23 protein-coding genes and 1 pseudogene are annotated in these 25,179 nt (G+C 62.0%); 11 read left to right on the top strand and 13 right to left on the bottom strand.

Annotation, left to right across the window (positions count from 1 at the left end; genetic code table 11):
- The first annotated feature begins 194 nt into the window (after positions 1-194).
- Positions 195-1,196: a lipid A deacylase LpxR family protein gene (locus FZZ93_RS11415; RefSeq protein ID WP_149322456.1), complete on the top strand. Its 1,002-nt coding sequence runs from the start codon at positions 195-197 to the stop codon at positions 1,194-1,196.
- Here the strand turns inward: FZZ93_RS11415 and FZZ93_RS11410 are convergent.
- The 6 genes from FZZ93_RS11410 to gloB all read right to left on the bottom strand — a co-directional run bounded on the left by FZZ93_RS11410 (position 1,193) and on the right by gloB (position 8,910).
- A complete protein-coding gene (locus FZZ93_RS11410) occupies positions 1,193-2,785 on the bottom strand; it encodes an ABC transporter ATP-binding protein (protein WP_149322455.1) in 1,593 nt (530 codons plus the stop codon). The genes FZZ93_RS11415 and FZZ93_RS11410 overlap by 4 nt on opposite strands.
- Positions 2,778-3,860: an ABC transporter permease gene (locus FZZ93_RS11405; RefSeq protein WP_149322454.1), complete on the bottom strand. Its 1,083-nt coding sequence runs from the start codon at positions 3,858-3,860 to the stop codon at positions 2,778-2,780. Before FZZ93_RS11405 ends, FZZ93_RS11410 begins: the two co-directional genes overlap by 8 nt.
- Positions 3,861-3,862: 2 nt before the next feature.
- Positions 3,863-4,936 (bottom strand): microcin C ABC transporter permease YejB, encoded by a 1,074-nt coding sequence (locus FZZ93_RS11400; protein WP_149322453.1) that lies wholly within the window; start codon positions 4,934-4,936, stop codon positions 3,863-3,865.
- Positions 4,937-4,978: 42 nt separating this feature from the next.
- Positions 4,979-6,796, bottom strand: a complete 1,818-nt coding sequence (locus tag FZZ93_RS11395; protein WP_149322452.1) for an extracellular solute-binding protein — start codon at positions 6,794-6,796, stop codon at positions 4,979-4,981.
- A 55-nt stretch (positions 6,797-6,851) separates the two neighbouring features.
- Positions 6,852-8,063, bottom strand: coding sequence for a transglycosylase SLT domain-containing protein (locus tag FZZ93_RS11390; RefSeq protein WP_149322451.1), 1,212 nt, complete (start codon positions 8,061-8,063; stop codon positions 6,852-6,854).
- Positions 8,064-8,142: 79 nt separating this feature from the next.
- Positions 8,143-8,910, bottom strand: a complete 768-nt coding sequence (gloB, locus tag FZZ93_RS11385) for a hydroxyacylglutathione hydrolase (protein ID WP_149322450.1) — start codon at positions 8,908-8,910, stop codon at positions 8,143-8,145.
- Between the two features lie 101 nt (positions 8,911-9,011).
- Between gloB and FZZ93_RS11380 the strand changes: the two genes are divergently transcribed.
- The 4 genes from FZZ93_RS11380 to nudC are packed head-to-tail and all read left to right on the top strand — an operon-like array spanning position 9,012 to position 11,847.
- On the top strand, positions 9,012-9,788 hold the full coding sequence (locus FZZ93_RS11380) for a class I SAM-dependent methyltransferase (RefSeq protein WP_149322449.1): 777 nt from the start codon (positions 9,012-9,014) through the stop codon (positions 9,786-9,788).
- Between the two features lie 4 nt (positions 9,789-9,792).
- Complete coding sequence (gene rnhA / locus FZZ93_RS11375; RefSeq protein ID WP_246146192.1) at positions 9,793-10,263, top strand: ribonuclease HI; 471 nt, start codon at positions 9,793-9,795, stop codon at positions 10,261-10,263.
- A 43-nt stretch (positions 10,264-10,306) separates the two neighbouring features.
- Positions 10,307-11,074, top strand: a complete 768-nt coding sequence (dnaQ, locus tag FZZ93_RS11370) for a DNA polymerase III subunit epsilon (protein WP_149322447.1) — start codon at positions 10,307-10,309, stop codon at positions 11,072-11,074.
- Positions 11,074-11,847 carry an NAD(+) diphosphatase gene (nudC, locus tag FZZ93_RS11365; protein WP_149322446.1) on the top strand — a complete coding sequence of 258 codons (774 nt, stop codon included), beginning with the start codon at positions 11,074-11,076 and terminating at the stop codon, positions 11,845-11,847. The genes dnaQ and nudC overlap by 1 nt, the downstream gene beginning before the upstream one ends.
- A 29-nt stretch (positions 11,848-11,876) precedes the next feature.
- Here the strand turns inward: nudC and FZZ93_RS11360 are convergent, their stop codons facing one another.
- Positions 11,877-12,203, bottom strand: a complete 327-nt coding sequence (locus FZZ93_RS11360; RefSeq protein WP_149322445.1) for an SCP2 sterol-binding domain-containing protein — start codon at positions 12,201-12,203, stop codon at positions 11,877-11,879.
- 113 nt (positions 12,204-12,316) lie between these two features.
- Here FZZ93_RS11360 and sohB point away from each other — a divergent pair, with 113 nt between their 5' ends.
- Positions 12,317-13,357 carry a protease SohB gene (gene sohB / locus FZZ93_RS11355; protein WP_149322444.1) on the top strand — a complete coding sequence of 347 codons (1,041 nt, stop codon included), beginning with the start codon at positions 12,317-12,319 and terminating at the stop codon, positions 13,355-13,357.
- Between the two features lie 13 nt (positions 13,358-13,370).
- On the opposite strand, the gene FZZ93_RS11350 is transcribed toward sohB, so the two are convergent.
- Positions 13,371-13,688 carry an ArsR/SmtB family transcription factor gene (locus tag FZZ93_RS11350; RefSeq protein ID WP_149322443.1) on the bottom strand — a complete coding sequence of 106 codons (318 nt, stop codon included), beginning with the start codon at positions 13,686-13,688 and terminating at the stop codon, positions 13,371-13,373.
- Between the two features lie 388 nt (positions 13,689-14,076).
- Here FZZ93_RS11350 and FZZ93_RS11345 point away from each other — a divergent pair.
- From FZZ93_RS11345 to FZZ93_RS11335, 3 genes and pseudogenes are all read left to right on the top strand, one after another.
- A pseudogene (locus FZZ93_RS11345) lies at positions 14,077-15,993 on the top strand (propionyl-CoA synthetase); the annotation flags it as partial.
- 135 nt (positions 15,994-16,128) lie between these two features.
- Complete coding sequence (locus FZZ93_RS11340; RefSeq protein WP_149322441.1) at positions 16,129-16,812, top strand: 7-cyano-7-deazaguanine/7-aminomethyl-7-deazaguanine transporter; 684 nt, start codon at positions 16,129-16,131, stop codon at positions 16,810-16,812.
- Positions 16,813-16,855: 43 nt separating this feature from the next.
- A complete protein-coding gene (locus FZZ93_RS11335; protein ID WP_149322440.1) occupies positions 16,856-17,632 on the top strand; it encodes an alpha/beta fold hydrolase in 777 nt (258 codons plus the stop codon).
- 1 nt (position 17,633) lies between these two features.
- On the opposite strand, the gene FZZ93_RS11330 is transcribed toward FZZ93_RS11335, so the two are convergent.
- Complete coding sequence (locus FZZ93_RS11330; RefSeq protein ID WP_149322439.1) at positions 17,634-18,821, bottom strand: ABC transporter substrate-binding protein; 1,188 nt, start codon at positions 18,819-18,821, stop codon at positions 17,634-17,636.
- Positions 18,822-19,044: 223 nt separating this feature from the next.
- Here FZZ93_RS11330 and FZZ93_RS11325 point away from each other — a divergent pair, with 223 nt between their 5' ends.
- Entirely contained in the window at positions 19,045-20,751 is a 1,707-nt protein-coding gene (locus tag FZZ93_RS11325; protein WP_149322438.1) for a potassium/proton antiporter, read from the top strand.
- Between the two features lie 54 nt (positions 20,752-20,805).
- Here FZZ93_RS11325 and FZZ93_RS11320 read toward each other — a convergent pair whose 3' ends face one another.
- Complete coding sequence (locus FZZ93_RS11320; RefSeq protein ID WP_149322437.1) at positions 20,806-21,054, bottom strand: GlsB/YeaQ/YmgE family stress response membrane protein; 249 nt, start codon at positions 21,052-21,054, stop codon at positions 20,806-20,808.
- 216 nt (positions 21,055-21,270) lie between these two features.
- Between FZZ93_RS11320 and FZZ93_RS11315 the strand changes: the two genes are divergently transcribed.
- Complete coding sequence (locus FZZ93_RS11315; protein ID WP_149322436.1) at positions 21,271-22,317, top strand: CNNM domain-containing protein; 1,047 nt, start codon at positions 21,271-21,273, stop codon at positions 22,315-22,317.
- A gap of 40 nt (positions 22,318-22,357) precedes the next feature.
- Here FZZ93_RS11315 and FZZ93_RS11310 read toward each other — a convergent pair whose 3' ends face one another.
- The 3 genes from FZZ93_RS11310 to FZZ93_RS11300 all read right to left on the bottom strand — a co-directional run bounded on the left by FZZ93_RS11310 (position 22,358) and on the right by FZZ93_RS11300 (position 25,143).
- Positions 22,358-22,516, bottom strand: a complete 159-nt coding sequence (locus FZZ93_RS11310) for a YqaE/Pmp3 family membrane protein (protein WP_149322435.1) — start codon at positions 22,514-22,516, stop codon at positions 22,358-22,360.
- Between the two features lie 139 nt (positions 22,517-22,655).
- Positions 22,656-23,282 (bottom strand): hypothetical protein, encoded by a 627-nt coding sequence (locus FZZ93_RS11305; protein ID WP_149322434.1) that lies wholly within the window; start codon positions 23,280-23,282, stop codon positions 22,656-22,658.
- Positions 23,283-24,189: 907 nt separating this feature from the next.
- Positions 24,190-25,143 (bottom strand): GlxA family transcriptional regulator, encoded by a 954-nt coding sequence (locus tag FZZ93_RS11300; protein ID WP_149322433.1) that lies wholly within the window; start codon positions 25,141-25,143, stop codon positions 24,190-24,192.
- Positions 25,144-25,179: the final 36 nt, after the last annotated feature.

Raw genomic sequence — 25,179 nt, 5'->3', positions numbered from 1 at the left:
TCCCTACGAGCCAGTATAGGCCAGCCCATATATGCGGCCAGGCATCGCCGATTTAACGTTTCACGATTCAAGAGCCAGTAATGTTTATACCGTTATCTTGCAGATTGAAGATATGGAACTTGGTGGCAGGATTTGTTAGCATTCTAATTTATTACATTCGCTGATGTATGTATATATCCGGCCGGAGTTCATGCATGTCATTTCTTCCTGTTTCCGCTCGCCCTGGCGCATTTGCCTGGCTTCCGATCCTGCTTCTGGTGGCGGGAGGCCCTGCCAACGCCGATGGGCTCTTCACACTCAAGAGCGAGAACGATATCTACTCCGGTGGCTCGGATGGGCATTACACCAATGGACTGGAGGCCACCTGGGCGTTCCAGACATCACCGGAACATTGGCTGAACGATCTGGCCGATCGTTTGCCTGGGTGGTCCAGGAACAGTCTTGACGGTGGCGCCTACCGACTCTCGCATCAGCTTTATACGCCTATCGATATCGGTGAGAAGTCCCTGGATGTATCGGACCGGCCCTATGCGGGACTATTCACGGCAGGTGTGTCGCTCTTCGACAGTGAGTCCCATGATGACTGGCGGCGACTGCGTAGCCTGAACTTCGATGCGGGAATCGTCGGTCCGGCCGCCGGTGGCGAGACCATCCAGCGCGAGTTGCACCATGTGCTCGACTCCGAAAAACCCGAAGGCTGGCAGTATCAGTTGCACAATGAGCCGGTCGTCAACATGTCCTACAAGACGTCATGGATCGCTCGTAGCGCGTTGAACGGCCTGGAAGTGGAGTATGGACCGAGTCTGGGATTCGCTTTGGGAAATCTCTATACCTATGGCGCGACCGGCGGCGGGGTGCGCATTGGCGAGAACCTGAGTCGCAGCTTCGGTATTCCATCGATCGCGCCGGCCCAGGGAGGGCGGTCATTCTTTCTCCCCGACCAAGGCTTCGGCTGGTATGCCTTTGCGGCCCTGGAGGGGCGCTACATGGCTCACAACCTGCTGCTGGATGGCAATACCTTCGAGGACAGTCATTCCGTCGATCGCGAGGAGTGGGTCGGCGATGCCCTGGTCGGCGTGGCCTTCAACTGGGATCGCTGGCAGCTTTCCGTCACCCATGCCTGGCGGACCAAGGAATTTCACGCCCAGCCCGAGTCCGATAGTTTTGGGTCGTTGTCGCTGGCCTTCTGGTATTAGGAGCGTTCCCGCAGGCCCGCGGCCTCGACCAAGGCCTTGGTATAGGCGCTGGTCGGCCGTTCCAGCACATCGAGACAGTCGCCACTTTCCACCACTTCACCATCCTTGAGTACCAGGATTCGATGCGCCATGGCGCGGACGACCGCCAGGTCGTGGCTGATGAACAAGTAGCTGATGCCACGCCGGCGTTGCAGTTCGCGTAGCAGGTTGACGAGCTGCGCCTGGACGCTGCGGTCCAGCGCCGAGGTCGGTTCGTCCAGTACGACCAGTTCGGGCGCCATGATGATGGCGCGTGCGACAGCGATACGCTGGCGCTGGCCGCCGGAAAACTCGTGCGGGTAGCGGGAGGCGCAGCCTTCGGGCAGGCCGACTTCCTTGAGAGTGTCGTTGATGCGCCTCTCCACCTCGTCGGCCCCGAGTTCGGGATAGTGGAAGCGTAGGCCTTCGCTGATGATGTCCGACACTGGCATGCGTGGCGAGAGCGAGCCGAAAGGATCCTGGAAGACGACCTGGAAGCGTCGCCGCTGGCGTCGCAGGGCGCCGCCATGCAGTTGGTCCAGCCGAGTGCCGTCAAACTCGAGGCTGCCACGACTCGGCACCAGGCGCAGCAATGCCTGGGCGAGCGTGCTCTTGCCGGACCCCGATTCACCGACGATGCCGAGGGTCTCGCCGGGCGCCACATGCAGGTCCAGCGGCTTGACCGCCTCGAAGGCGGGGGGACGGCGTTGGAAAAGGCGCTTGGGGCGCTGGAAGCTGACCCCGATCCCGTGCGCCTCGATCAGGGCTGGCCGGGTGGTGACAGGCGCGGGGCGGCCGCTCGGTTCGGCGTCCAGCAATGTACGTGTGTAGGGGCTTTGGGGTGCGTTGAAGACGTCGCTGACCGTGCCGGTTTCCTGGACGCGTCCCTGGTGCATGACGCACACGCGATCGGCATGGTGGCGAACCAGGTTGAGGTCATGGGTGATGAACAGCATGCCCATCTCCCGCTCATCGCGCAGTTCGGCTAGCAGGGCGAGAATCTCGCGCTGTACCGTGACATCCAGCGCCGTGGTGGGCTCGTCGGCGACCAGCAGTCGAGGGTTGTTGGCAATGGCCATGGCGATCATTACTCGCTGGCGCTGGCCTCCGGAAAGTTGGTGGGGCCAGGCGTCAAGCAGTTCCGTGGCGCGCGGCAGGCGCACGCGTTCCAGCAGTTCATGGCTGCGTCGTCTGGCGGCTTGTCCGGTGAGCCCCTGATGCAGGCGCAGCACTTCACCGAGCTGCTTTCCGACGTTATGCAGCGGATTGAGCGAGGTCATGGGTTCCTGGAAGATGAAACCGACTTGACCGCCGCGTATTCGGCGCCAGTCACGCTGTGACAGGCCAGACAGATCGAGTCCGTCGAGCCGGCGTCCGCCGGTGAGCGAGGCATTGGCGGGCAGCAGTCCCAGCGTGCCGAGTGCCGAGACGGACTTCCCCGAGCCGGATTCGCCGACCAGAGCGAGTGTCTCGCCGCGGTGCACCTCCAGGGACAGCGCATCGACCACCGGCGTGCCATCGAAGGCGATGGTCAGCGCGTCGAGTTGGAGCAGGGGCTGATCATCAGGCATGGTGCGGAATCCTCGGGGCGGTGCCGGTGGCGGCATGCTGGATGTGGCGCGGGTCGAAGGCGTCCCGTAGCCCCTCGCCGATGAACACCAGCAGCGAGAGCATGATCGACAGGGTCATGAAGGCCGTGATACCGAGCCAGGGGGCCTGGAGATTGTTCTTGCCCTGGGCGACGAGTTCACCCAGTGAAGGCGAGCCCGGCGGCAGGCCGAAGCCGAGGAAATCCAGAGCGGTCAGGGTGGTGATTCCGCCGGTGAACAGGAAGGGAATGAAGGTCAGGGTGGCGACCATGGCATTGGGTAGTACATGGCGCCACATGATCAGCCGTGAGGGCAGTCCCATGGCGCGGGCGGCGCGCACATACTCGAGATTGCGAGCGCGCAGGAACTCGGCGCGCACCACGTCGACCAACCCCAGCCAGGAGAACAGCAGCATGATGCCGAGCAGCCACCACAAGTTGGGCTCGACCATGCTGGCCAGGATGATCAACAAAAACAGCACCGGCAGGCCTGACCATATCTCGGTCAGGCGTTGTCCGACCAGGTCGATCTTGCCACCGAAATACCCCTGAACGCCGCCGATCAGCACACCGAGCGCCATGGAGCCGGCGGTGAGCACTAGCGCGAAGATCACCGACAGGCGGAAACCGTAGATCACCCGCGCCAGGACGTCTCGGCCCTGATCGTCGGTGCCCAGCCAGTGCTCGCCGTCCGGTGGCGACGGCGCGGGGTGACGCAGCGTCATGTCCAGGGTGTCGTAGGCATAGGGAATCGGCGCCCAGAGCATCCAGCCGTCGGCCTCGATGGCGTCCCGGGTGAAGGGATCGCGATAGTCCGCCGGCGTGGGCAGGAAACCGCCGAATTCGGTATCGGGGTAATCGATCAGCACCGGCACATACCAGTCGCCTTGATACTGCATCAGCAGGGGCTTGTCGTTGGCCGCCAGCTCGGCGCCGAGGCTGATCACAAACAGCGCCAGGAATAGCCAGAGCGAGAACCTGGCACGGCGATTCTGCCGAAAGACCTCGAGCCGGCGGCGAGTGATGGGAGACAAGCGAGACTTGGCGGCATGTGTCATGATCAGGACTCCCGGGTCTCGAAATCGATGCGGGGATCGACCCAGACATAGGTCAGATCCGATATCAGTTTCAGGATCAAACCGATCAGGGTGTAGAGATAGAGCGTGCCGAAGATCACCGGATAGTCGCGCTGCATGACGGCTTCGAAGCCGAGCAGGCCCAGGCCGTTCAGGGAGAAGATGACCTCGATCAGCAACGCGCCGGTGAAGAAGATGCCAATCAATGCCGAAGGCAGGCCGGCGATGATGATCAGCATGGCATTGCGGAAGACATGGCCATAGAGCACACGGCGGTCACTGGCGCCCTTGGCGCGGGCGGTGAGCACGTATTGCTTGTGGATCTCGTCGAGAAAGCTGTTCTTGGTCAGCATGGTCAGGGTGGCGAAGCTGCCGATGGCCGAGGCGGCGACCGGTAGGCTGATATGCCAGAAATAGTCCTTCACCTTGCCCCAGGTCGAGAGTTCGGGGAAATCCGGCGAGGTCAGGCCGCGTAGCGGGAAGACATCCCAGTAGCTGCCGCCGGCGAACAGCACGATCAGCAGAATGGCGAACAGGAAGCCGGGAATGGCGTAGCCGACGATGACCAGTCCCGAGGTCCAGATATCGAAGCGCGAGCCATGCACCAGGGCCTTGCGAATGCCCAGCGGTATCGAGATCAGATAGACCAGCAGCGTGGTCCACAGACCCAGCGAGATCGAGACTGGCAGGCGTTCGAGGATCAGGGTCGTGACGGCCTTGCCGCGGAAGAAGCTCTCGCCGAGGTCGAAGGTGGCGTAGTCGACGAGCATGTCGAGAAAGCGCTCCGGTGCCGGCTTGTCGAAACCGAATTGGGTCTCCAGGCGTTCGATGAATTGCGGCGGTATGCCGCGACTGCCGCGGGAGTCATCGCCCGAGGCGATTTCGCCGCCATCGCCTTCGAGGCGGGTACTGGATTGCGAGGACAGCCCCTCGAAGCGCGCCAGCATCTGATCGATGGGACCGCCCGGGGCGGCCTGGACGATGATGAAGTTGAGCAGCAGGATCCCCAGCAGTGTGGGAATCATCAGCAACAGGCGGCGCAGGGTATAGGCGGCCACGGCGGCTCCTCAAGGGCGTGATGGACGAATCTGGCTGACAGTCTAACCGCCGTTCTGACGGGCTTCGACTTCGCCGGCACGCTGCGGGTCGATCCACCAGGCATCCAGGTCCAGGCCGTACTCCGGGAAGGGTTCCTTCCAGCCGAGCTTGTCCCAGAACGCCACTCGAGTCGCCGGCAGGTGCCACTGGGGAATCACGTAGAAGCCCCAGCGAAGGACGCGATCCAGTGCCCGGGCGGCGGTATCGAGCTCGGCACGCGTATCGGCGGCGATCAGCCGTTCCACCAGGTCGTCGACGACCGGGCTCTCGAGTCCGATGAGGTTACGGCTCTGCGGGGCGTTGGCGTACTTGCTGCCCCAGAAGTCGCGTTGTTCGTTGCCGGGGTTCGCCGATTGCGGAAAGCTGCCGACGATGATGTCGAAGTCGAAGTTGCCTCGGCGGTTGAGGTACTGGCTGACATCGACGACGCGGATCTTGCCTTGGATACCCAGCCGTTTCAGGTTGCGCAGCAAGGGTTGCACGATGCGCTCGAAGCGAGTGTCGTGCAGAAGTACCTCGAGTCGCAGGGGCTCGCCGTTCGGCGTGATCAACTGGCCGTCTCGATAGGTGTAGCCGGCCTCGGTCAGCAGCTCATGGGCGCGCTGAAGGCGGGCACGAGGCGCTTCGGGCATGCCGATGGGCAGGGGCGAATCGAAGACGCGCTCGGGCAGGGCATCGCGATGGGGCTCGAGCAGTGCCAGCTCCGCGTCACTGGGCAGCCCCTCTGCGGCCATTTCGGAGTTGGCGAAGTAACTGTGAGTGCGCTGATAGGCGCCATAGAAGAGGTTCTTGTTGAGCCAGTCGAAGTCGAAGGCGAGGTTCAGGGCCTCGCGAAGGCGCACGTCCTGGAACTTGTCTCGCCGGAGGTTGATGACGTAGGCCTGCATGCCTGCGGGCTGGCCGTCGGGGATTTCCAGGCGCTTGATGAAGCCGGCATCGACGGCGGGGAAGTCATAGCCGGTCGCCCAGTTGCGGGCCGAGGAGCCGATTCGCAGGTCGAGGTTGCCGGCCTTGAAGGCTTCCATGGCCACGGAAGCGTCGCGGTAATAGTCGAAGACGAGCCGACCGATATTGTGGCGGCCGCGATTGACGGGGAGGTCCTGGCCCCAGTAGTCGTCGACTCGCTCATAGACGATGCGGTGGCCGGGGTCGACTTCAGCGATTCGATAAGGCCCCGAGCCGAGCAGGGCATCCTGGGTGGGCTGGGTGAAGTCGCGCTCCTGCCAATAGTGGGCGGGCAGTACCGGCAGCTGGCCGAGAATCAGCGGCAGCTCGCGGGACTCGCTGTCGGCCAGGTCGAAATGCACGGTGTCCTCGTCTACGGCGTGGACATCGGTCACGCCGGCGTAGTAGGCGCCATAGAAGGGTTGGCCGTGCTCGGTGAGTGTCTCGAAGCTGAAGATGACGTCTTCGGCGGTGACTGGCGTGCCGTCGTGGAAACGCGCCTGGGGGTTGAGGTCGAACTCCACCCAGTGCCTTTGCGGATCGAGACGGATACCGGAAGCCAGGAGGCCGTACATGGTGAACGGCTCGTTCGGATTGCTGACCAGCAGGGTGTCGTAGATATTGCTGAGCCCGGCGGCCGGCGTGCCCTGGATAATATAGGGGTTGGTCGAGTCGAAGTTGCTGCCGGTGGCGGCGCGGGACAGGGTTCCGCCGACAGGGGCATTCGGGTCGGTATGGGGAAAGTGGCTGAAATCCTCACCCAGCGCCGGCTCGTCGTAGAGGGCGAGCGCGTGCCGAGTGGGGACTTCGCCAGGATCGGCGGCCAGCACGGGGAAACTGGCCAGGGTCGCCAGTAGCAGGAGCAATCGCAACATCGGTGAAGTTCCATTCCCAGCGTCAAGAGCGCGCTCGACGTGGCGCGCTTCAGTGTTAACTACCGGAAAGTGTCAGTTGCTGCCCCGGTTGTAAAGCGTCGGGGCGGTCCAGGCCGTTCCAGCGAGCGAGATCCGTGGCCGCCACAGCATGCCTGGAGGCGATGGAAGACAAGGTGTCACCGCGCTGGACTACATGAATGTCGGTGGTGCCATTGGCATCGTTCATTGGTGAAGTCCCGAGGGCGGCCACGAGGCGCTGGGCGTGTCCCATCGGCACCAGCAGATCGTCGACCTGGCCAGGATGCGCGACTTTGGCGCGAAGTCCCGGGTTGAGCTCGGCCAGGCGCTGTTCGGATACGCCGGCCAGCCGCGCGGCCTCGCTCAAGGTCACCCGGCGGCTCACCGGCACCTGGGCGAAGGCCGGTCCTCCCTCGATATCGGGAAGCTTGACCCCATAGCTCTCGGGTTCGGCGATGATCGCAGCGATAGCCAGCAACTTGGGGACGTAGTCCATGGTTTCCGATGGTAGGTTCAGGTCCCAGTATTCACCGACCTTGCCCTGTGACTGGGCGACGCGGAGGGCCTGGTTGACCGTGCCGGCACCAGCGTTGTAGGCGGCCAGGGACAGTTCGATATCCCCTTCGTACCACTGGTCGGCCTGCATCTCGATGTAGTCCAGGGCGGCGTCTGTTGAGCGCACGACGTCGAGGCGACCATCCCAGGCGTTGCTGCGCCTGAGGCCAAGAGCCTCTGCGGTGCGCGGCATGATCTGCCACAGGCCGGCAGCACCGAAGTGACTGCGGGCTTCGGGGTCGAAGGAGCTTTCGACAAAGGGGATCAGGGCGATCTCGCCAGGGAGTCCGCGAGCTTCGACCTGCTGGATGATCCAGGTCAACCAGGGGCGGGCACGTTCGGTGATCTCGGCGATATTGCCCGGGTTCGAGCGATACTCGTCGATCCAGTGCTGGACCCTGGCGTGGCCGGCATCGGCACGCCATTGGTCATTCCATTCGAAGCTGGCACGCAGGCGCTTCCAGGCATCCTTGGGCTGGAGATCGAGAGCTCCCCAGAAGGTGGCCAGCGATCGCGAGTGGGTGCGGGTCAGGGCGGCATCATTCTGCGAAGCGCCGCCGAGCGAGGTGCGCTCGGCAGGCAAGGTGGCGGCTTGGCTGTCCAGGCTGTAGGGAGCGGTGGTCAGCAGGGCGCCGAGCAGGCTCAGAGAACTGGCGAATCCGAACAGGCGTCGTCGCATCGTGTGGTAGGTCATGCAAGGGTCTCCGGGGCGCCGGGGCTCGGCACGCGTGGTGTTGAGCCGGTCGTCCAGCGGTCTTTTTCAACAGGGGTACTCAGAAGGAATCTTTCCAGGCGCGCAAGGTGGTGAAGGTCGCCAGTTCAGTATCAGTGTCGCCATGCGCTGCTGCGGCCTGGCGGACTCCGTCCTCGCCGCAGCGCAGGAAGGGGTTGATGCGACGCTCCCGGCCCAGAGTGCTGGGCAGCGTGGGACGCTCGAGCTCTCTGGCGCGCAGGCATTCATTTTCAGCTTCGATCACGCTCTTGTTGCCCGGGTCGGCGGCCTTGGCGAATCGCAGGTTGGCCAGCGTGTACTCATGGGCGGCGAATACCAGGGCTTCTTCGGGCAAGCTCTCGAGGCGCGAAAGGGACTGATGCATTTGCTCCGGCGAGCCTTCGAACAGGCGCCCGCAGCCGGCGCTGAACAGCACATCCCCGCTGAACAGCAGAGGCGGTATACCAGCGGTGAAGAAGGCGATATGGTCGAGGGTGTGGCCGGGCAGTTCCAGGACCTCGAACAGGCGTCCCATGACCCGGATTTCGTCACCATCGCCGACGCGTTCATCGATGCCGGTGATCGCCGGGTTGTGAGGGCCGATGACCCGGGGAGAGTAACGCTGGATCAGCTCCGCCAGTCCGCCGGTATGGTCGGGATGGTGGTGGGTGATCAGGATCGTGCCAAGCGTGAGTCCCTCGCGTTCCAACCACTCGATTACCGGAGCCGCATCGCCAGGGTCGACCACGCAGACGCTGTCGCTCGTATCCTGACGCAATAGCCAGATATAGTTGTCGCTGAAGGCTGGAATGGGTGTCACGCTCAACATGAACTCGTTATCCTCGCGCCTTGACCAGGCTCGACGGTGTCGAGAGCGCCTGATCCGAGGCAAATCGCAAAAAGTACAAACTGTGGAGAGAAGAGCGGATCATGTCAAATGAGCAGGAGGCGATGGCACTGGCGCGATTGGCCAATGAAGGGCGCCGCTACTGGGCCAGCGCCTCGGGTCAGGCCGTCTGGCGAGCCGAGCGAGCCTGCATCGGGCCATTGTGCGAGCGCTGGTTTGGTCCTCATGCTCTGGAGCTCGGCTTTGCCCCCGTGCTGACGGACATGTGTCCGGTGCATCACTCTATACGCTGGGCGCCAACGGAGGCGCTCGTCGAGTCGCCATCGACCTTGGTGTGTCCCCCCGATGCCCTGCCATTGCCCGATGGCTGCCTGAACCTGGTGGTCGTGCATCATCTGCTGGAAGTGTTGCCGAACCCTCATCATGTGCTGCAGGAGGCGGCGAGGGTCACGGCGGATGAGGGGCACCTGGTGTTGTTCGGCTGGTCGCCGTTCGGCATCGCGGGGTGGTCCCGGCTGTGGCCCGAGCGGCGCCGCTACTTTCCTGGCAAGGGCCGCTGGCGCAGTCCGGCTCGTTTACGCGACTGGTTGACGTTTGTCGACTTCGAGACGCAACGGGTAGACTACTGCGGCTTTCGACTGCCCGGCGGGCTGGCGCGCAATGCCGTGCTGGAGACCGTCGGGCGGCGGCATAACCTGCCGCTGAGCGACGGCTACATGATCCATGCCCGGCGCCGCTCCCAACTGGCCCAGCCGCGGCGCGGGAAGATGTCCTTTGCACCGTCGCTACCGGGCTCCGCCCTGGGTGGCGCCACGCGAATCGGGCGACAATCGGACAAGAAGGTGACCGAGGGTGAATGAGAGGGTGAATGACGAACCGCCCCAGGTGGCATTGAACGATGTGACGATCTATACCGACGGGGCCTGTCGAGGCAATCCGGGACCGGGTGGCTGGGGAGCCTTGCTGCTCAGCGGTGAGCACGAAAAGGCTCTGAAGGGTGCGGAAGCCAAGACCACCAACAATCGCATGGAATTGATGGCTGCCATCATGGCGCTGCGAGCCCTCAAGCGACCGTGCCGGATTGCGCTATGGACCGATTCCGAATACCTGCGCCGGGGTATCACGGAATGGATACACGGCTGGATCAAGCGCGACTGGAAGACCGCCGCGCGCAAGCCGGTCAAGAATGCCGAGTTGTGGCGCGACCTGCACGAACAGACACAGCGTCACCGCATCGAGTGGCATTGGGTCAAGGGGCATAGTGGCCACCCCGGCAATGAACGGGCCGATGCCCTGGCCAATGAGGCGATCGACGAGATGCAGGCCGGCGCCTGAGGCGCCCTTTCCACAACGCCGAGCAGCGAGCACGAGACACGACATGCGTCAGATCATCCTGGATACCGAAACCACCGGCATCGATCCTCGCGAAGGCCATCGCCTGATCGAGATTGGTGCGGTGGAGATGGTCAATCGTCGATTGACCGGTAACACCTATCATCAGTACATCAATCCCGAGCGCGACATCGAGGCCGAGGCCGTGGGAGTTCACGGCATCACCAACGAGAAGGTGGCCGACGAGCCGGTGTTCGCCGAGGTGGCCGATGCCTTCTGGGCCTTCATCAAAGGCGCCGAGTTGGTCATTCACAACGCGCCCTTCGATGTGGGCTTCATCGATCACGAACTCGCCAGGCTCAATAAGGCGCGCGGGGAGCCGGTGCTGGGCCCGGTAGCCGAGCATTGCCGCATTCTGGATACGCTCCAGTTGGCCCGGGACAAGCACCCCGGCCAGCGCAACAACCTGGATGCGCTTTGCAAGCGTTACGAGATCCAGAACGCTCACCGCGTGCTCCACGGCGCCCTGCTAGACGCCGAGATCCTTGCCGATGTCTATCTGGCGATGACCGGGGGGCAGACCGCACTGTCGCTGGATGCTTCCGCCGGCGATGATGCGGTGAAGAGCGACAACGGTGGCGGCCTGAGGATTCGGCGCCTGTCGCTGTCGCCGGGCCAGCTGTGCGTACGCCAGCCGGACGAGGCGGAATGGCAGGCGCATCGCGACAAGCTGGGCGGCATCCGTGAGGCCTCGGGAGAGTGCCGCTGGGACGGCCTGGAAGGGTGGCCCGGAGCGCCGGGAGAGAGTCGCTGATGCTCAGGCGCGAGCTGCCCCATGATGCTTCGGTGGGGCGTCTGATCCGGCTCGCCGAGGGGCGTATCGCGCCTGGCCAGGATGGCGGGCCGTTGCAGCCTTCGAGTCATTGGCACCCGGATGTGCAGCCGCTTTGCTGGTGGAGGGGGGAGCCGGTGGGCCTGTCCCTGGAACAACATGCCGGTGATGATTGGTTGGAAGGCCGCGATTGGCTGGACCGACTGCCCGGCGACTGGTTTTCTCTGGTCTCCACGGCGCTGCAAGTGGGCGCCTGGTTGCGCAATCATCGGTTCTGCGGCCGCTGCGGGGCGCCGTCGTCGCGCCTCGACAGCGAATTCGCCATGCAGTGCGCACAGTGCGGTCAGCGTAATTACCCGCGCATCTCGCCGTGCATTATTACCCTGGTGACCCACGGGGAGTCGATGCTGCTGGCGCGGAGCCCGCGCTTTCCCACCGGCCGGTATTCGACCCTGGCGGGATTCATCGAGCCCGGCGAATCCGCCGAGGAGGCGGTGCGTCGCGAGGTCGAGGAAGAGGTCGGGGTGGCGCTGGGACGGCTACGCTATTTCCAGAGCCAGGCCTGGCCGTTTCCACACTCACTGATGCTGGGGTATTTCGCCGAAGCGGCCAGCCGGCGGATTCGCATCGATGGCGTGGAAATCAGCGACGCCGCCTGGTTCACGCCCGGGCAACTGCCCAAGCTGCCACCGTCGTATTCCATCTCCCGCGCTCTGATCGATACGCATCTCGCCGAGGTGGGCGTCCGGGATTGAGACACCGACGCCCCCTGGTGGGCGAGGGTTCAATCGGTGGGAAACAGGCTGGTCAGCTTGGTGGCCAGCATGACATTGCCGGAGGCCTTCAGCTTGCCGGTCATGAAGGCGGTCATGCCGTTGATCTCCCCGGACATGACGCCTTTCAATGTCTCGGTGCTCAGACTCAGGCTGACCGAAGGGTCCTCATGCTCGCCGACACAGATCTCGAGCTCGCCGTCATGGACCTTGAGGTAGTGATCCTCGGCGTCGCTGAAGTGAAACTGGAAGATGTCGTTCATGCCCTGGGCGGCTTGGGGATCGAAACGCGCTTGAAGTTTGTCGAAGGTGGACATCGTGGGGTCCCTTTGGGTCATGGTGTTGGAAGGTGGTGTCAGCGTATTTAAAACGCTTGTTTTAATCAAGCCGGCTTGAGCCATTATGACAACTGACGTCAGCATGTAGGCGAAATATACAAAGGAGTCACATCGTGAATGAATGGTTGGGTGAACTCGGCATGTTCCTGGCTCAGTTGCTGATACTGGTCGTGATCGTTGCTCTGGTGCTGGCGGTGGTGATGAGGGCCCGCTCCGGCGGCAGCGAGGATCGCAGTCAGATCAAGCTGGAGGAACTCAATGCCCGGCGCCGGCGGCGTTCTCGGCGTCTGCGCATGGCGGCTAGCGAGCCGACGGTACGCAAGCGATTGGCAAAGTCATTTCGCCGCGACGACAAGGCGCGTGGCAAGAAAGGCGATGGCGGCGATGCGTCTCGGCCAACGGTCTGGGTCCTGGATTTTCATGGTGATATCAAGGCCAGTGCCACTGGCAGGCTGGCAGAAGAAATCTCCGCCGTGCTGGATGCTGCAAGCGAAGGTGATGAAGTGGTTGTACGCCTGGAATCACCGGGCGGGCTGGTGCATGCCTATGGCCATGCCGCCGCCGAGATGGACCGACTGCGTCAGGCGGGGTTATCGACCACGGTATGCGTCGACAAGGTGGCGGCCAGCGGGGGGTACTTGATGGCGTGCTGCGCCGATCGGTTGCGTGCCGCGCCCTTCGCCGTACTGGGCTCGATCGGGGTGGTCGCGCAGTTGCCGAACGTCCATCGCCTGCTCAAGCGCCATGACATCGACGTGGATGTTCTCACCGCGGGGCACTACAAGCGGACCCTGACGGTATTTGGCGAAAATACCGAGGAAGGCCGGAAGAAATTCCTGGCCGAGCTGGATACGGTGCATGAACTGTTCAAGCGTTATGTTGCCGAGCGTCGGCCGGAGCTGGATATCGAGGCGGTGGCCACCGGCGAGGCCTGGCATGGTACCGAGGCGTTGCCCCGAGGGCTGATCGATGAAATCGGAACCAGCGAGGCCTACCTCGCCGAGCGCATGAATGATGCCAGGGTCATCGCCCTGAGTATCCAGGCGCGGCGCGGGCTTGCCGAGCGTCTTGGTCTGTCGGTCTCGCATGGCATCGAGCGCAGTGTCGAGCGCGGCGTGGAAGCGCTCGATGCCAGCCTCTGGCAGAAACGCTGAGGGAGTTCGTGCGTTATACGTCCAGTTTGCCGAGCGCTTCGATAATGGTGCTGGCACGCTCTCCATGCAGCGAATAATAGATCGTCTGGGAGGCGCGTCGGGTGGCGACCAGTTCCTCCCGGCGAAGTATCGCGAGATGTTGCGAAAGAGCAGACTGACTGAGGGCGAGTCGCTGGTTGAGCTCGGTCACGGACAGTTCCGCGCCGACCAGCAGGCAGAGGATTCGCAGGCGGTTGTCGTTGGCCATCGCCTTGAGTAGTGCGCTTGCCTGGTCGACTACCGCATCGCCTCCATCCAGCAGGCGCTTCGCCTGGCGCTGAGCGTTGGTCATGATGTGTCCTCTCGAGCTAGCGAGCCCAATGCCGCAGTCTCCCTCGCCGGTCACCGGGTCTTCATGGGTCGTCAGGCAACCCTCCACCGGATGCCATTGTTATCTCGGTTTTCTGATTCAGGCATTTCTCAACTAGTTTCTCTTCACTATAGCCCACCAACTTGAGCGCCCGCGATTCAACGCTGACTTAATGTCTGGCTCGGCGGCTGGATGCTGTCCCCCTGTGTTTTTTGTCGACAATCCTGTCGGAAAGTTTCGTTCTTTTGTCGAATCCTAGCCGATGGTCTGAGGACTTTCGGGGCAATGTTGTTCTAGGGTGTCAACAATCGGTGACATAACGAACTATGAACAACGATAGCCGCGAACGCGCGAACGAAACGAGAGGTGGTGCCGCATGCAGCGTTATCAAGACGAGTTTCGCCGCTCCATTGATGATCCTGAAGCCTTCTGGGCCGAGCAGGCTGCTCGCTTGCCCTGGTTCTCGCCGCCTCAGGCCATCCTGCGATATGACGATCAGGGACATGCCCGCTGGTATGAGGATGGTGAACTCAACCTGTGCCATGCCGCGCTTGACCATCATGTCGAGCAGGGGCGGGGAGAGCAGGCGGCAATCTATTGGGATTCGCCGGTTACCGGCCACAAGCGGACCTTGACCTATCGCCAGTTGCAGGACCGGGTGGCGCGTTTCGCCGGCGCGCTGCGCGGGCAGGGCGTGGAATATGGGGATCGGGTGGTGATCTACATGCCGATGGTGCCCGAGGCGCTGGTCGCCATGCTGGCCTGCGCTCGCCTTGGCGCCGTGCATTCGGTGGTGTTCGGCGGGTTCGCTCCCCATGAGCTGGCGGTCCGCATCGAGGATGCCGAACCGCAGGTCGTCGTGACGGCGTCCTGTGGGATCGAGGTTGATCGAGTCGTGCCCTACAAGCCTATCGTCGATGAGGCGCTGGCGCGTAGCGCGCACAAGCCGACCGCTTGCGTGTTGCTGCAGCGTGAGTTGCATGTCGCCGAGCTTGGTGACGGAGACCACGACTGGGAAATGCTCGAGGCGGTAGCCGAGCCGGCGGCATGCGTGCCGGTCAAGGCGACTGATCCGCTTTATATCCTGTATACCTCGGGAACCACCGGCAGGCCCAAGGGCGTTGTCCGCGATACCGGGGGATACGGCGTGGCGCTGCACTATTCGATGGAGCGGGTCTACAACATGGCGCCGGGCGAGGTGTTCTTCTCGGCCTCGGATGTCGGCTGGGTGGTCGGTCACTCCTATATTGTCTATGCGCCCTTGCTGCGTGGCTGTACTACGGTGGTGTACGAGGGCAAGCCGGTGCGAACACCGGATGCGGGCGCCTTCTGGCGGTTGATCGCCGAATATCGGGTAAAGAGTTTCTTCACCGCGCCGACCGCCTTTCGGGCCATCAAGAAGGAGGACCCGGAGGGCAAGTGGCTTGCCCACCATGACCTGTCGTGTCTCGAGTCGCTGTTCCTGGCCGGGGAGCGTCTGGATCCACCGACCTTCTATTGGCTCCAGGAAAGGCTCGATGTGCCGGTGATCGATCACTGGTGGCAGACCGAGACGGGTTGGCCCGTGGCCGCGAACCTCCTGGGGCTGGAGCCGATGCCGGTCAAGGCGGGATCGGCGACGGTGCCCGTGCCGGGCTTTGATGTTCAGGTACTGGACCACGAAGGACGCCGCACCATGGCGCAGGAGCAGGGGGCCGTGGTGATCAAGGAGCCCATGCCGCCTGGCTGCCTGAGCGGTATCTGGCGGGATGCCGGGCGCTTCCGCTCGGCCTACATGGCGGCTTTTCCGGGTTACTATCTGACTGGCGACGGGGGCTATGTCGATGAAGACGGCTATGTGTTCATCATGGGCCGGACCGATGATGTGATCAATGTGGCGGGACACCGTCTGTCCACGGGCGAGATGGAAGAGGTGGTCGGTGGGCACTCCGCCGTGGCCGAATGTGCGGTCATCGGCATTCAGGACGCGCTCAAGGGGCAGGTGCCGGTAGGGCTGGTCATTCTCAAGGATGGGGTTACCGCGGATGAGACGTCGCTCGAGGCCGAGCTGATCGAGCGGGTGCGCGAGTGGATCGGACCGGTTGCCTGTTTTCGGCAGGTGCTGGTGGTCGACCGGCTACCGAAGACGCGATCCGGCAAGATCCTGCGCAAGCTGTTGCGCAACATCGCTGATGGCCAGGCCTACGGGGTGCCCTCGACTATCGACGATCCGGCGGGCCTCGATTCGGTGCTGGATGCGATGCGACAACACGATGTTGGCGACTCGGCACGGGCCCGCATGGAGTAACCCGGGCATGGCAGGCTTCTGGGCATTTGGCTGGCTGCCGGTGGGTGCGTATAATGCGCGCGTTCACGCCGTCGCTCTCGGCTTACCCATCACCATGAGGGTTCCCTCACCCCTCCCGCCAAAAAGGCTGCCTTGATGTTCGTCTTATCCGCCGCCCAGACCCGTCGTTGCCTGGCTCTGCTGGTCGTCTTCCATATTCTGGTCATTGCGGCCAGTAACTATCTCGTCCAGTTGCCGTTCAGCCTGTTCGGCCTGCATACCACCTGGGGCGCCTTCAGCTTTCCCTTCATCTTCCTTGCCACTGACCTGACGGTGCGCCTGTTCGGCAAGGAGCCGGCCCGTGCCATCATCTTTCGGGTGATGTTTCCGGCCCTGCTGGTGTCCTATGGGATATCGGTGGTGTTTCCCCGCGGCGGTTTCGCCGGCTTCGAGGCACTGGCGCATTGGGATCTGTTCGTGGCGCGCATTGCGCTTGCCAGCTTCATGGCCTATGTCGTCGGGCAGTTGCTGGATGTCACGGTATTCGACCGTCTGCGCCGCTTGAGCACTTGGTGGGTGGCACCGGCGATGTCCACGTTGTTCGGCAACCTGGCGGATACCTTCGCGTTCTTCTCGATTGCCTTCCATCGCAGCCCGGATCCGTTCATGGCGGCCAACTGGCCCGAGATCGCCTGGGTGGATTATGCCATTAAACTTGGCATCAGCCTGGCGCTCTTCCTGCCGCTGTACGGTGTGCTGCTCGGCTGGTTGACGCGTCGCCTGGTGGCCATGACTGGTGGTGAGGATCTGACGCCCGAGCAGGCCCGCGCCCGTTCTTGAATTCGCCCCTTTTTCGCTTTCGACCGCACAAGGAGAGACCACGATGCCCGTCGCGCTCAACCATATCGATACCGGTGGCGAGGGGGTGCCGCTGGTGGTGGTCCATGGCCTGCTGGGCAGTGCCGACAATTGGCGTTCGCATATCAAGAAGTGGCGTGAATCTCGGCGAGTGATTGCCGTCGATCTGCGCAATCATGGTCGCTCTCCCCATGTCGAGGGCATGGGTTACGAGGCGATGGCCCAGGATCTGATGGCACTGCTGGACCGGCTCGATGTGGAAAAGGCCCATCTGCTGGGCCATTCGATGGGCGGCAAGGTAGTGATCAGCGTGGCACGACTCGCGCCGTCGCGCGTGGCTTCTCTGATCGTTGCCGATATCGCGCCACAGGCCTATGGCCATGATCACGACACTATCTTCGCCGGGCTGCGACATCTCGAGAGCGGGGCGCCGACGACCCGTGGCGAGGCCGATGCCTTGCTCGCCGAGCATGTCGATGAACGCTCCACCCGGCTGTTTCTGGCCACCAATCTGGAGCGTGCCGAGCAGGGCGGGCTTCGGTTGCGGATCGGTCTCGACCAGATCGAGGACGATTATGACGCCATCATGGCCGAGCCGGCTGGCGAGGGCGCCTTCGAGGGGCCGACACTGGTGGTGCGTGGCTCGCGTTCCCGGTATGTCACCGACGAGATGCTGCCCGGGCTACGTCGTGTCCTGCCTGATGCCGAGCTGGTGACCCTGGAGGCCGGACATTGGTTGCATGCCGAGCAACCCGAGGCATTCCAGGCGGCGGTCAATCACTTCCTTGATGGGGTGAAGTGACTCAAGGCGTGTTGATGTCCACGGCGAGCCGTGAGACAGGATGGCGGTTTTCCACCAGGCCGGCCTCGAAGAGGAAGTGCTCGACATTCTGATAGCGCCCATGGCTCAAGGCGCTAGGGGTCTGGGTCAGGCGAGCCCGTATTTCCGGCCAGGCGTCGCGGTTGACGGGAGTATCCAGAGTCGGTTCGGTAGCGGCGAGCAGCCGCCAGCTTTCGTCGGGATGCTCGAGAATCCAGGCCGTGGCTTCCTCGAGCGCCGATACGAAGCGCTGAATGGCTGAGCGCTGCCGTTTCAGCTCGTTGCGGTTGGCCACCAGGATCAGACCGTCGTGCCGCGGCATGCCGTAATCCTCCACCGCGAAGCTGCGTGTGGCCAGGCCATCGTTGGCCAGGGCGCGGGGCAGCAGGTGGCGCATGCCGCCAATGATGGCGTCCACGCGTCCCTCGTGCATGGCTTGTTCCATCCGGTAGTGAACGTTCGGGGTGTCGAGACTGTCCATGGAAACGTCGTGATCGGCGAGCATGGCGGGCAGCAGGATCTGTTCTGCGTCCTGGTCGGCGTGGCCGATGCGGGCCCCCTCCAGTTGCGCGGGTGACTCGATGCCGGTATCGCGCCTCACGACCAGAGCGGTCAGCGGGACTCCCACCAGCGTGGCGACTCGCACCAGCGGTATCCCACGATCGACTTGCAGATGGAGCAGGGGTTGGCGGGTCAGGGCCAGGTCGACCCGAGAGTCGGCCAGCAGCTTGGTCGGCACTTCGGGATCGGCGGGGGTCGAGAGGCGAATGTCGAGCCTGCGATGTTTGAACATGTCGAGGGCCTTGGCCACGTAAAGCGCCGCGTGCTGTGGACTGGGGTACCAGTCCAGCGAGACCTCCAGCTGATCGACCGGCGGCGGTGCGATGGGCTCCGCCGGCCCCATGGCAATGGCGGGCGCGATGGGGCGTGACGGCGTATCCACCGCAGGACCACTGGGCAGGCCGCGGTAGCGCGCCAGCGGGTCGATCGACGCCGCTGGCGTGATATCGGGTACCATGACCTCAGGTACCATGACCTCAGTGTTCAACGGTGGATAACGCGGCTTGGTAACATCGCTTTCCTCCATCCCCATGGCCAGCGGAGGGACGAGCAGGCAGCCGACAAGCAGCAGAGAACCTAGCGCCAGTAGCGACCGGCGAAGTGACGACATGGCAGTGACTCCAGCGATGATATCCGGCTCGGCCTTGTCGCGCTGATCGGTAGCTCGACAAGGCGGCCGGGGAATGGCAGCACTGCGTGCTCAGTTCCCCGGTGCGAGCGATCGACGCTAGTCTATCGGCGCCGGTCGGTGCCTGGCCAGCATCGGTTGGGTCGGCATCGCGACATGCTAATGGTCATGAGATAATCAATTTTCTTTTTCTAGGGTAAGGCGCATGGATTCGATCAATACCCTTTTTCTACTCAGCGGTTTTCTCATCGCCTTGAGTATTCTCGCCAGCCGACTATCGACATTGGTGGGGGTGCCATTGCTGCTGATCTTTCTCGGCCTTGGCATGTTGGCTGGCGAAGAAGGTGTAATGGGGATCCAGTTCGATGACTATGGACTGGCCTTTGTGATCGGCCACCTTGCCTTGGCGATGATCCTGCTGGACGGCGGCCTTCGCACTCGACTGAAGACATTCCGGGTCGGTTTCAAGCCGGCCTTGAGCCTGGCAACCCTGGGGGTCTTGCTGACCAGCGGCCTGGTGGGGGGCATCGCCATGCTGGTCTTCGGCCTGACGCCGATGCAGGGGCTGTTGGTCGGCGCCATCGTCGGTTCAACCGATGCCGCGGCGGTGTTCTCGATGCTGGGCGGGCGCGGCATCAACCTCAATGAGCGGGTTGGCGCGACGCTGGAAATCGAGTCGGGCACCAACGATCCGATGGCCATCTTCCTGACCTTGATGCTGGTGGAAACATTGACCGGCGATATCGGAGGCGTCTGGGAGACCGGGCTGTTCTTCGTTCAGCAGTTCGGCCTGGGCATCGTCATCGGCATCGGGGCCGGTTGGGTCGCTGGACGTCTGTTGAGCTGGCTGGATCTGGAACCCGGTCTCTATTCGCTGTTGGCCCTGGCGCTTGGCTTCTGTGCCTTCGGTGTCACCAGTGCCCTGGGCGGGAGCGGTTTCCTGGCGATCTATCTCACCGGCCTGATGATCGGCAACCGGCCGGGGCGCCACCTCAATTTCATCTTGCCGGTGCACGATGGACTGGCCTGGTTGAGCCAGATCGGCTTGTTCCTGGTGTTGGGCCTGTTGGTAACACCCAGCGAGATGCTCGAATATGCCTTGCCCGCTACCCTGGTGGCCTTGGCGCTGATCTTCGTGGCGCGGCCGCTGGCCGTGCTGTTGGCCATCACGCCGTTCTTTCGTTTCCGTTGGCGAGAAATTGCCTTCATTGCCTGGGTGGGGCTGCGTGGGGCGGTACCGATCGTGCTGGCGATTTTTCCGGTGATCGGTGGCGTCGAGAATGCGTCCTTGTATTTCAATGTCGCTTTCGCGGTCGTGCTGTTGTCACTGCTCATCCAGGGGGGAACCCTGCCGTGGATGGCACGGCGGATGCGAGTGTTGTTGCCGCCCATGGTGACACCCAATCGGCGTGGACCTCTGGGCATCCAGGCCGAAAACGACTTCGAGATGTTCGTCTATGAGGTGGAGAACAGCGATCTCGAGGATGTACCGATTCGGCTGCTGCGCTTTCCTTCCGGTGCCTTGATCGCCTCGCTGTTCCGCGACAGCGTGATGCTGCACCCCAAGGGATCTACCCGCTTGTGTCGGGGCGACGTACTCTGTGTGATCGGGCGTACCGATGACTTGCCGGCGCTCAACAAGCTGTTCAATGGCGATGCCAGGCTCCGACGCGAGAAGGCCTTCTTCGGCACCTTTACCTTCTCCGGCGAGGTACGCATGGGTGATATCGCCGACGCCTACGGCTTGACGCTGAGCCCTGGAGAGCAGGACATGACGCTGGCCGAGTTCGTCTCGCTGCGCGTGGGGGGGCATCCGGTGGTGGGCGACGATGTCGACTGGCACGGTATTCACTGGGTCGTAAGTGAAATGGAGGGAAACCGGGTGACCCAGGTGGGGCTGAGGCTCTACTGAAAAACGCTACTGAAAGAAAAAGAAGAGGCCGGCATTGACCGGCCTCGGCTGGTCTTATTTGACGACCTTGTTGTAGATAAAGAGCACCACCAGTGCGCCGATGATGGCAATCACGAAGCTGCCGATATTGAAACCGCTCACCTGGCCCATGCCCAGCAGGGTGCTGATCCAACCACCCACCACGGCGCCGACGATGCCCAGAATGCAGGTCATGATGATGCCCCCGCCATCCTTGCCAGGCATAAGAAACTTGGCTGCGATACCGGCGATGAGGCCAAAGATAATCCAAGAAATGATGCCCATACGATCCTCCTGATCTGTTGACGTAGGCTTGCCATATAAGGGATTGGCCAGATTAGTCTGGCCGACCGGCGTGGCACTGTCCATGTCGGGATGGCTTGTCTGCGTCAACGAATGTCACATTTCCAGGGCGCCCGGTCTATTGTGTGGTGATAAGGGATGGGAGATGATTGATTGCCACCGTCTGGTGGCATTCCGCTGGATTCCTTTCGAGGCCACATGATACTGCTGATTCTCTTTGCCCTTGCTGCCGTTGGCGTTTCCTTTCTCTGCTCGCTGCTCGAGGCAGCGCTTTTATCCATGACACCGAGCTATGTAGCGCAGCTACGGGACTCTCGCCCAGCGCTGCATCGCCGGCTATCACGCTTGAAACAGAACATCGATCAGCCGTTATCGGCGATTCTGACGCTCAATACCGTGGCGCATACCGTTGGTGCCACTGGGGTGGGAGCCCAGGTCACGGTGGTGTTCGGCGAGGCTTGGCTGGGAGTGGCTTCGGCGGTGATGACGCTGCTCATTCTTGTGCTGTCCGAGATCATCCCGAAGACCATAGGGGCTACCTACTGGCGTCCGCTGACGGGGTTCACCGCACCAATGCTGGAGGGGATGGTCTGGTTGCTCAAGCCCTTCGTCTGGCTCTCCGAGCGCATTACCCGTCGCATCTCCCGGGACGTCGATGACACCGATATGCGTGGTGAAATCAAGGCGTTGGCGCAGATTGGACTCGAGGAGGAGGCGCTGGACGCCGATGAGGCCCGGGTAATTACCAATATTCTCAATCTCCATGAGATCGATGTGCGGAGTGTGATGACGCCGCGTACTGTCTGCATGGCCGTCAAGCCGCAGATGACCGTGGCCGAGTTCAACGAGGCCCTGGGTGACGCTGCCTTTACGCGCTTCCCCGTCATGGATGGTGGTGAGCAGGCCATGGGCTATGTGCATAAGGCGGATACTTATCATGCCGACGCCGAGACTACCCTGAAGTCGCTGATGCACCCGGCCAAATCGGTATCTGCCGAGGAGAGTGTCGAGAGGGTGTTCACGATGATGGTGGCCGACAAGCAGCACCTCTGTGTCGTCTATGATGACCTGGGCACATGGTTGGGACTGATTACCCTGGAAGATGTCATCGAGACGATTCTTGGCCAGGACATCGTCGATGAAACCGATAATGTGGCTAATCTACGTAAGTATGCTAAACAACGCTGGACCAAAAACCTGCGTCGGCAACCTAAGCGCGAGAGTTCGCCGGAAGAGTCTCATTGATGAAGTAGCTGCGGCCCCGAGAAAAGGGGCCGCGCAATTTTTAGCGCCTGGCGATGATCCAGATCGCATGCACGATACCCGGGATATAGCCGAGAATCGTCAACAGGATGTTCACCCAGAAGTGTAGGCCAAAGCCGACCTGAAGAAAGACGCCCACTGGCGGCAGGATGATGGCGAGAATGATGCGGATGATGTCCATTTCTATCCCTCGGTAATGAAACTGTGTAAGTGCGTGAATATGGCCCGGTATCAGGGGTTGTCGCCTGATACCACCATTATTATGCCAGAACCTTGCAGCACAAATGCAGTGATAGGGCCATGATGGCGTCGTATCGGTATTAGCGGTCCAGATAAGCACGATAGAGTGTCGACATTCTCCTGCGATCAAGCCAGTTGCGATGCTGCCGTGTCTCCAGATGGGCTGGTGTCGCCTGGCCGTCGTCATCGAACACGAACTGGCGGCTGGCGCCCATGATGCCGGGTGCCGAGCTGTAGATATACAGGACCAGAAGCTCGAGTACGTCAGGAGCATCCCCGTCTCGGCACAGTGTCGAGCTGTCCTCGATGGGGGCCTGACGCGCGCGGTTCACCAGGTGCTGGATCTCGCCGGCATCGATATAGCCTCCCGATGACAACGGACCTTGCAGGGTGCCGCCCTGTAACGATGCGGGCGTTGTTTCGTCTTCCTCTCGCTCCATTTCCGACACCGTGCAGCACCTGACTCCCTCGTGGCTATGCAAGCGGGCATGGGCCGACTCGATATGGATGTGCTCGGCGCTCATGTTGCTGATCAGGCAGCGCCCCTTCATCGATAGCCCCATGACCTGGTTGATGACCACCTTGGGCCGGCGTTGTCGTATGTATCCCGCCATCAGCATCTGCGCATAGAAAATCCAGACCAACAGCGTCGCGACACTCGTGACAACTTGCAGGAAACTGCTGTGTTGACTGACCCATTCGATCATGCTGCGTGCTCCTTGCCGGTTCACGATGGGGTGTCATGTTGCGGGACAGGGGGGTGGTGAAAAGGTGGTAACTGTGATCATAGTTATCATGAGCACAGGTTTATCTTCAGTTTCACGATAAATCCACTCGCTATTCTTGAAATTCACTCACTATTTTTTAGAGGTGCTATCTGATTGGAGACAATTCTTGAACCACACTGGTGCGTCCATTTAATCCAGATCGGTGCTATGGGCAAGAAAGGAGCGGGAGCTACGCGTCTTCAAACCCCATGAACTGATTGTCTTCGTTGTGGTTGCACTGTTGGCCATTGGCGGCGTGTACGGGCTGGTCACTGGTGGTATCGAGATATAGCACTTCACTAACGCATGTGTACGACTGAGAATGGTAGTCTGCGTGGACGAGAAGGGGGATCGCTTATGGCATTTCATAATCCGGATCCAAGGATGCGGGCGATCGAACAACGCAACGCTCAGTCACGCGCCGCGCTGTTTGCCAAGCTGTTTCGCGGAGTATGGAACGTCCTGCGCAAGGCCGCGACCAGGCTATCGCATATCCGGCTGCGCCGGCGTCCTTGAAGGGAGGCAGCAAGCAAGGCCGCTCATGAGCGGTGAGTCGCTAAAAGCGGCGATTGGAGGTAATCCGTTGATGCCGGTACATGTGTCTGTCGCTGCATCATGATTATCCGGCGGCCAGTGAAACGCCGCCTCATACTCGAGGCGGCGTGCCGGTGTTGGGGGCTTGCTGTTCGGCGACATACCACCGGCCAAGCGAGAAGCGCTGTATTATGAGCCACAGGGTTAGGCCAAGAAGGCGGCTTGTCTCAAACCAACGAGGCTCCGAGAAAGCCGGGGCGATTCAGGGCATAGCAGGAGGGGAACGTCTTCAGCTTCTTTAGGCTCGAAATAATCAGGTGGTCTCGCCGAAGGTCTTGCGCCAGTCGCGGGGGCTGACCTGATGGCGTTGCCTGAAATGTTGCCGAAACGATGTCGCCGTGTGGAAACCAATGTTTTCCGCAATCGCTTCTACCGACAAAGACGTGGTTTCCAATAGCTCGCGTCCACGCCGTAACCGCTCGCTCACTAGCCACTCCACCACCGTCATGCCGGTGGCCTTGTGGAAATGGCGTGTGAAGGTTCGTCGGCTCATGGCGGTACGGGCAGCGAGTTCGTCAATGGTGTGCGATTCCGCCAGGTGTTCGCGTAGGTAGTCGAGCAGACGGTTGATCTGAGCGTTCTGGGTGGAGGTGGCAACCGGCTGCTCAATGAACTGTGCCTGTCCCCCCTCACGATGCGGTGGGACCACCATGACACGGGCTACCTTGTTGGCAACCTGTGCGCCGTGATATTCGCGCACCAGAAATAAGCAGCAATCCAGGCCAGCGGCGGTACCGGCCGATGTCACCAGACGATCCTCCTCCACGTAGAGCGCATTGGTGTCCAACTTGACGCTGGGGAAGCGGTCGCTGAAGTCCTGCTCGGCCAACCAGTGGGTCGACGCCCGTCTGCCGTCCAGCAGTCCGGCGTAAGCCAGGGCATAGGTACCGTAACAGAGTCCCACCACATGGGCGCCCCGTTCATGACAATGGATGAGTGCCTCGGCCAACGCTGGCGGCGGCGCTTCATTCAGGTCATGCCAGCCAGGCACCACCGCGATATCCACTCTATCCAGTAACTCCAGGCCGCCATCGGGTCGTACCGTCATCGCCCGCTCGGTTTCCAGTGGCTTTCCTCCTGGTGCCACGATGGATAGATCGAAGAGAGGGCGATCGGACAAGGCTATACCGAATACCGTATAGGGCACCGAGAAATGAAAGGGGCTGATGCCCGGATGAAGGATCAATCCGACACTGGGCGGGGACAAGGCGCGACTCCTAGGATGCGTTCATCTTGATTATGG

It is taken from the genome of Halomonas eurihalina (assembly GCF_008274785.1).
GTDB classification, from domain to species: domain Bacteria; phylum Pseudomonadota; class Gammaproteobacteria; order Pseudomonadales; family Halomonadaceae; genus Halomonas; species Halomonas eurihalina.
Note: the sequence above shows the minus strand (reverse complement) of the source record. Positions and strands in the feature narration are given on the sequence as shown.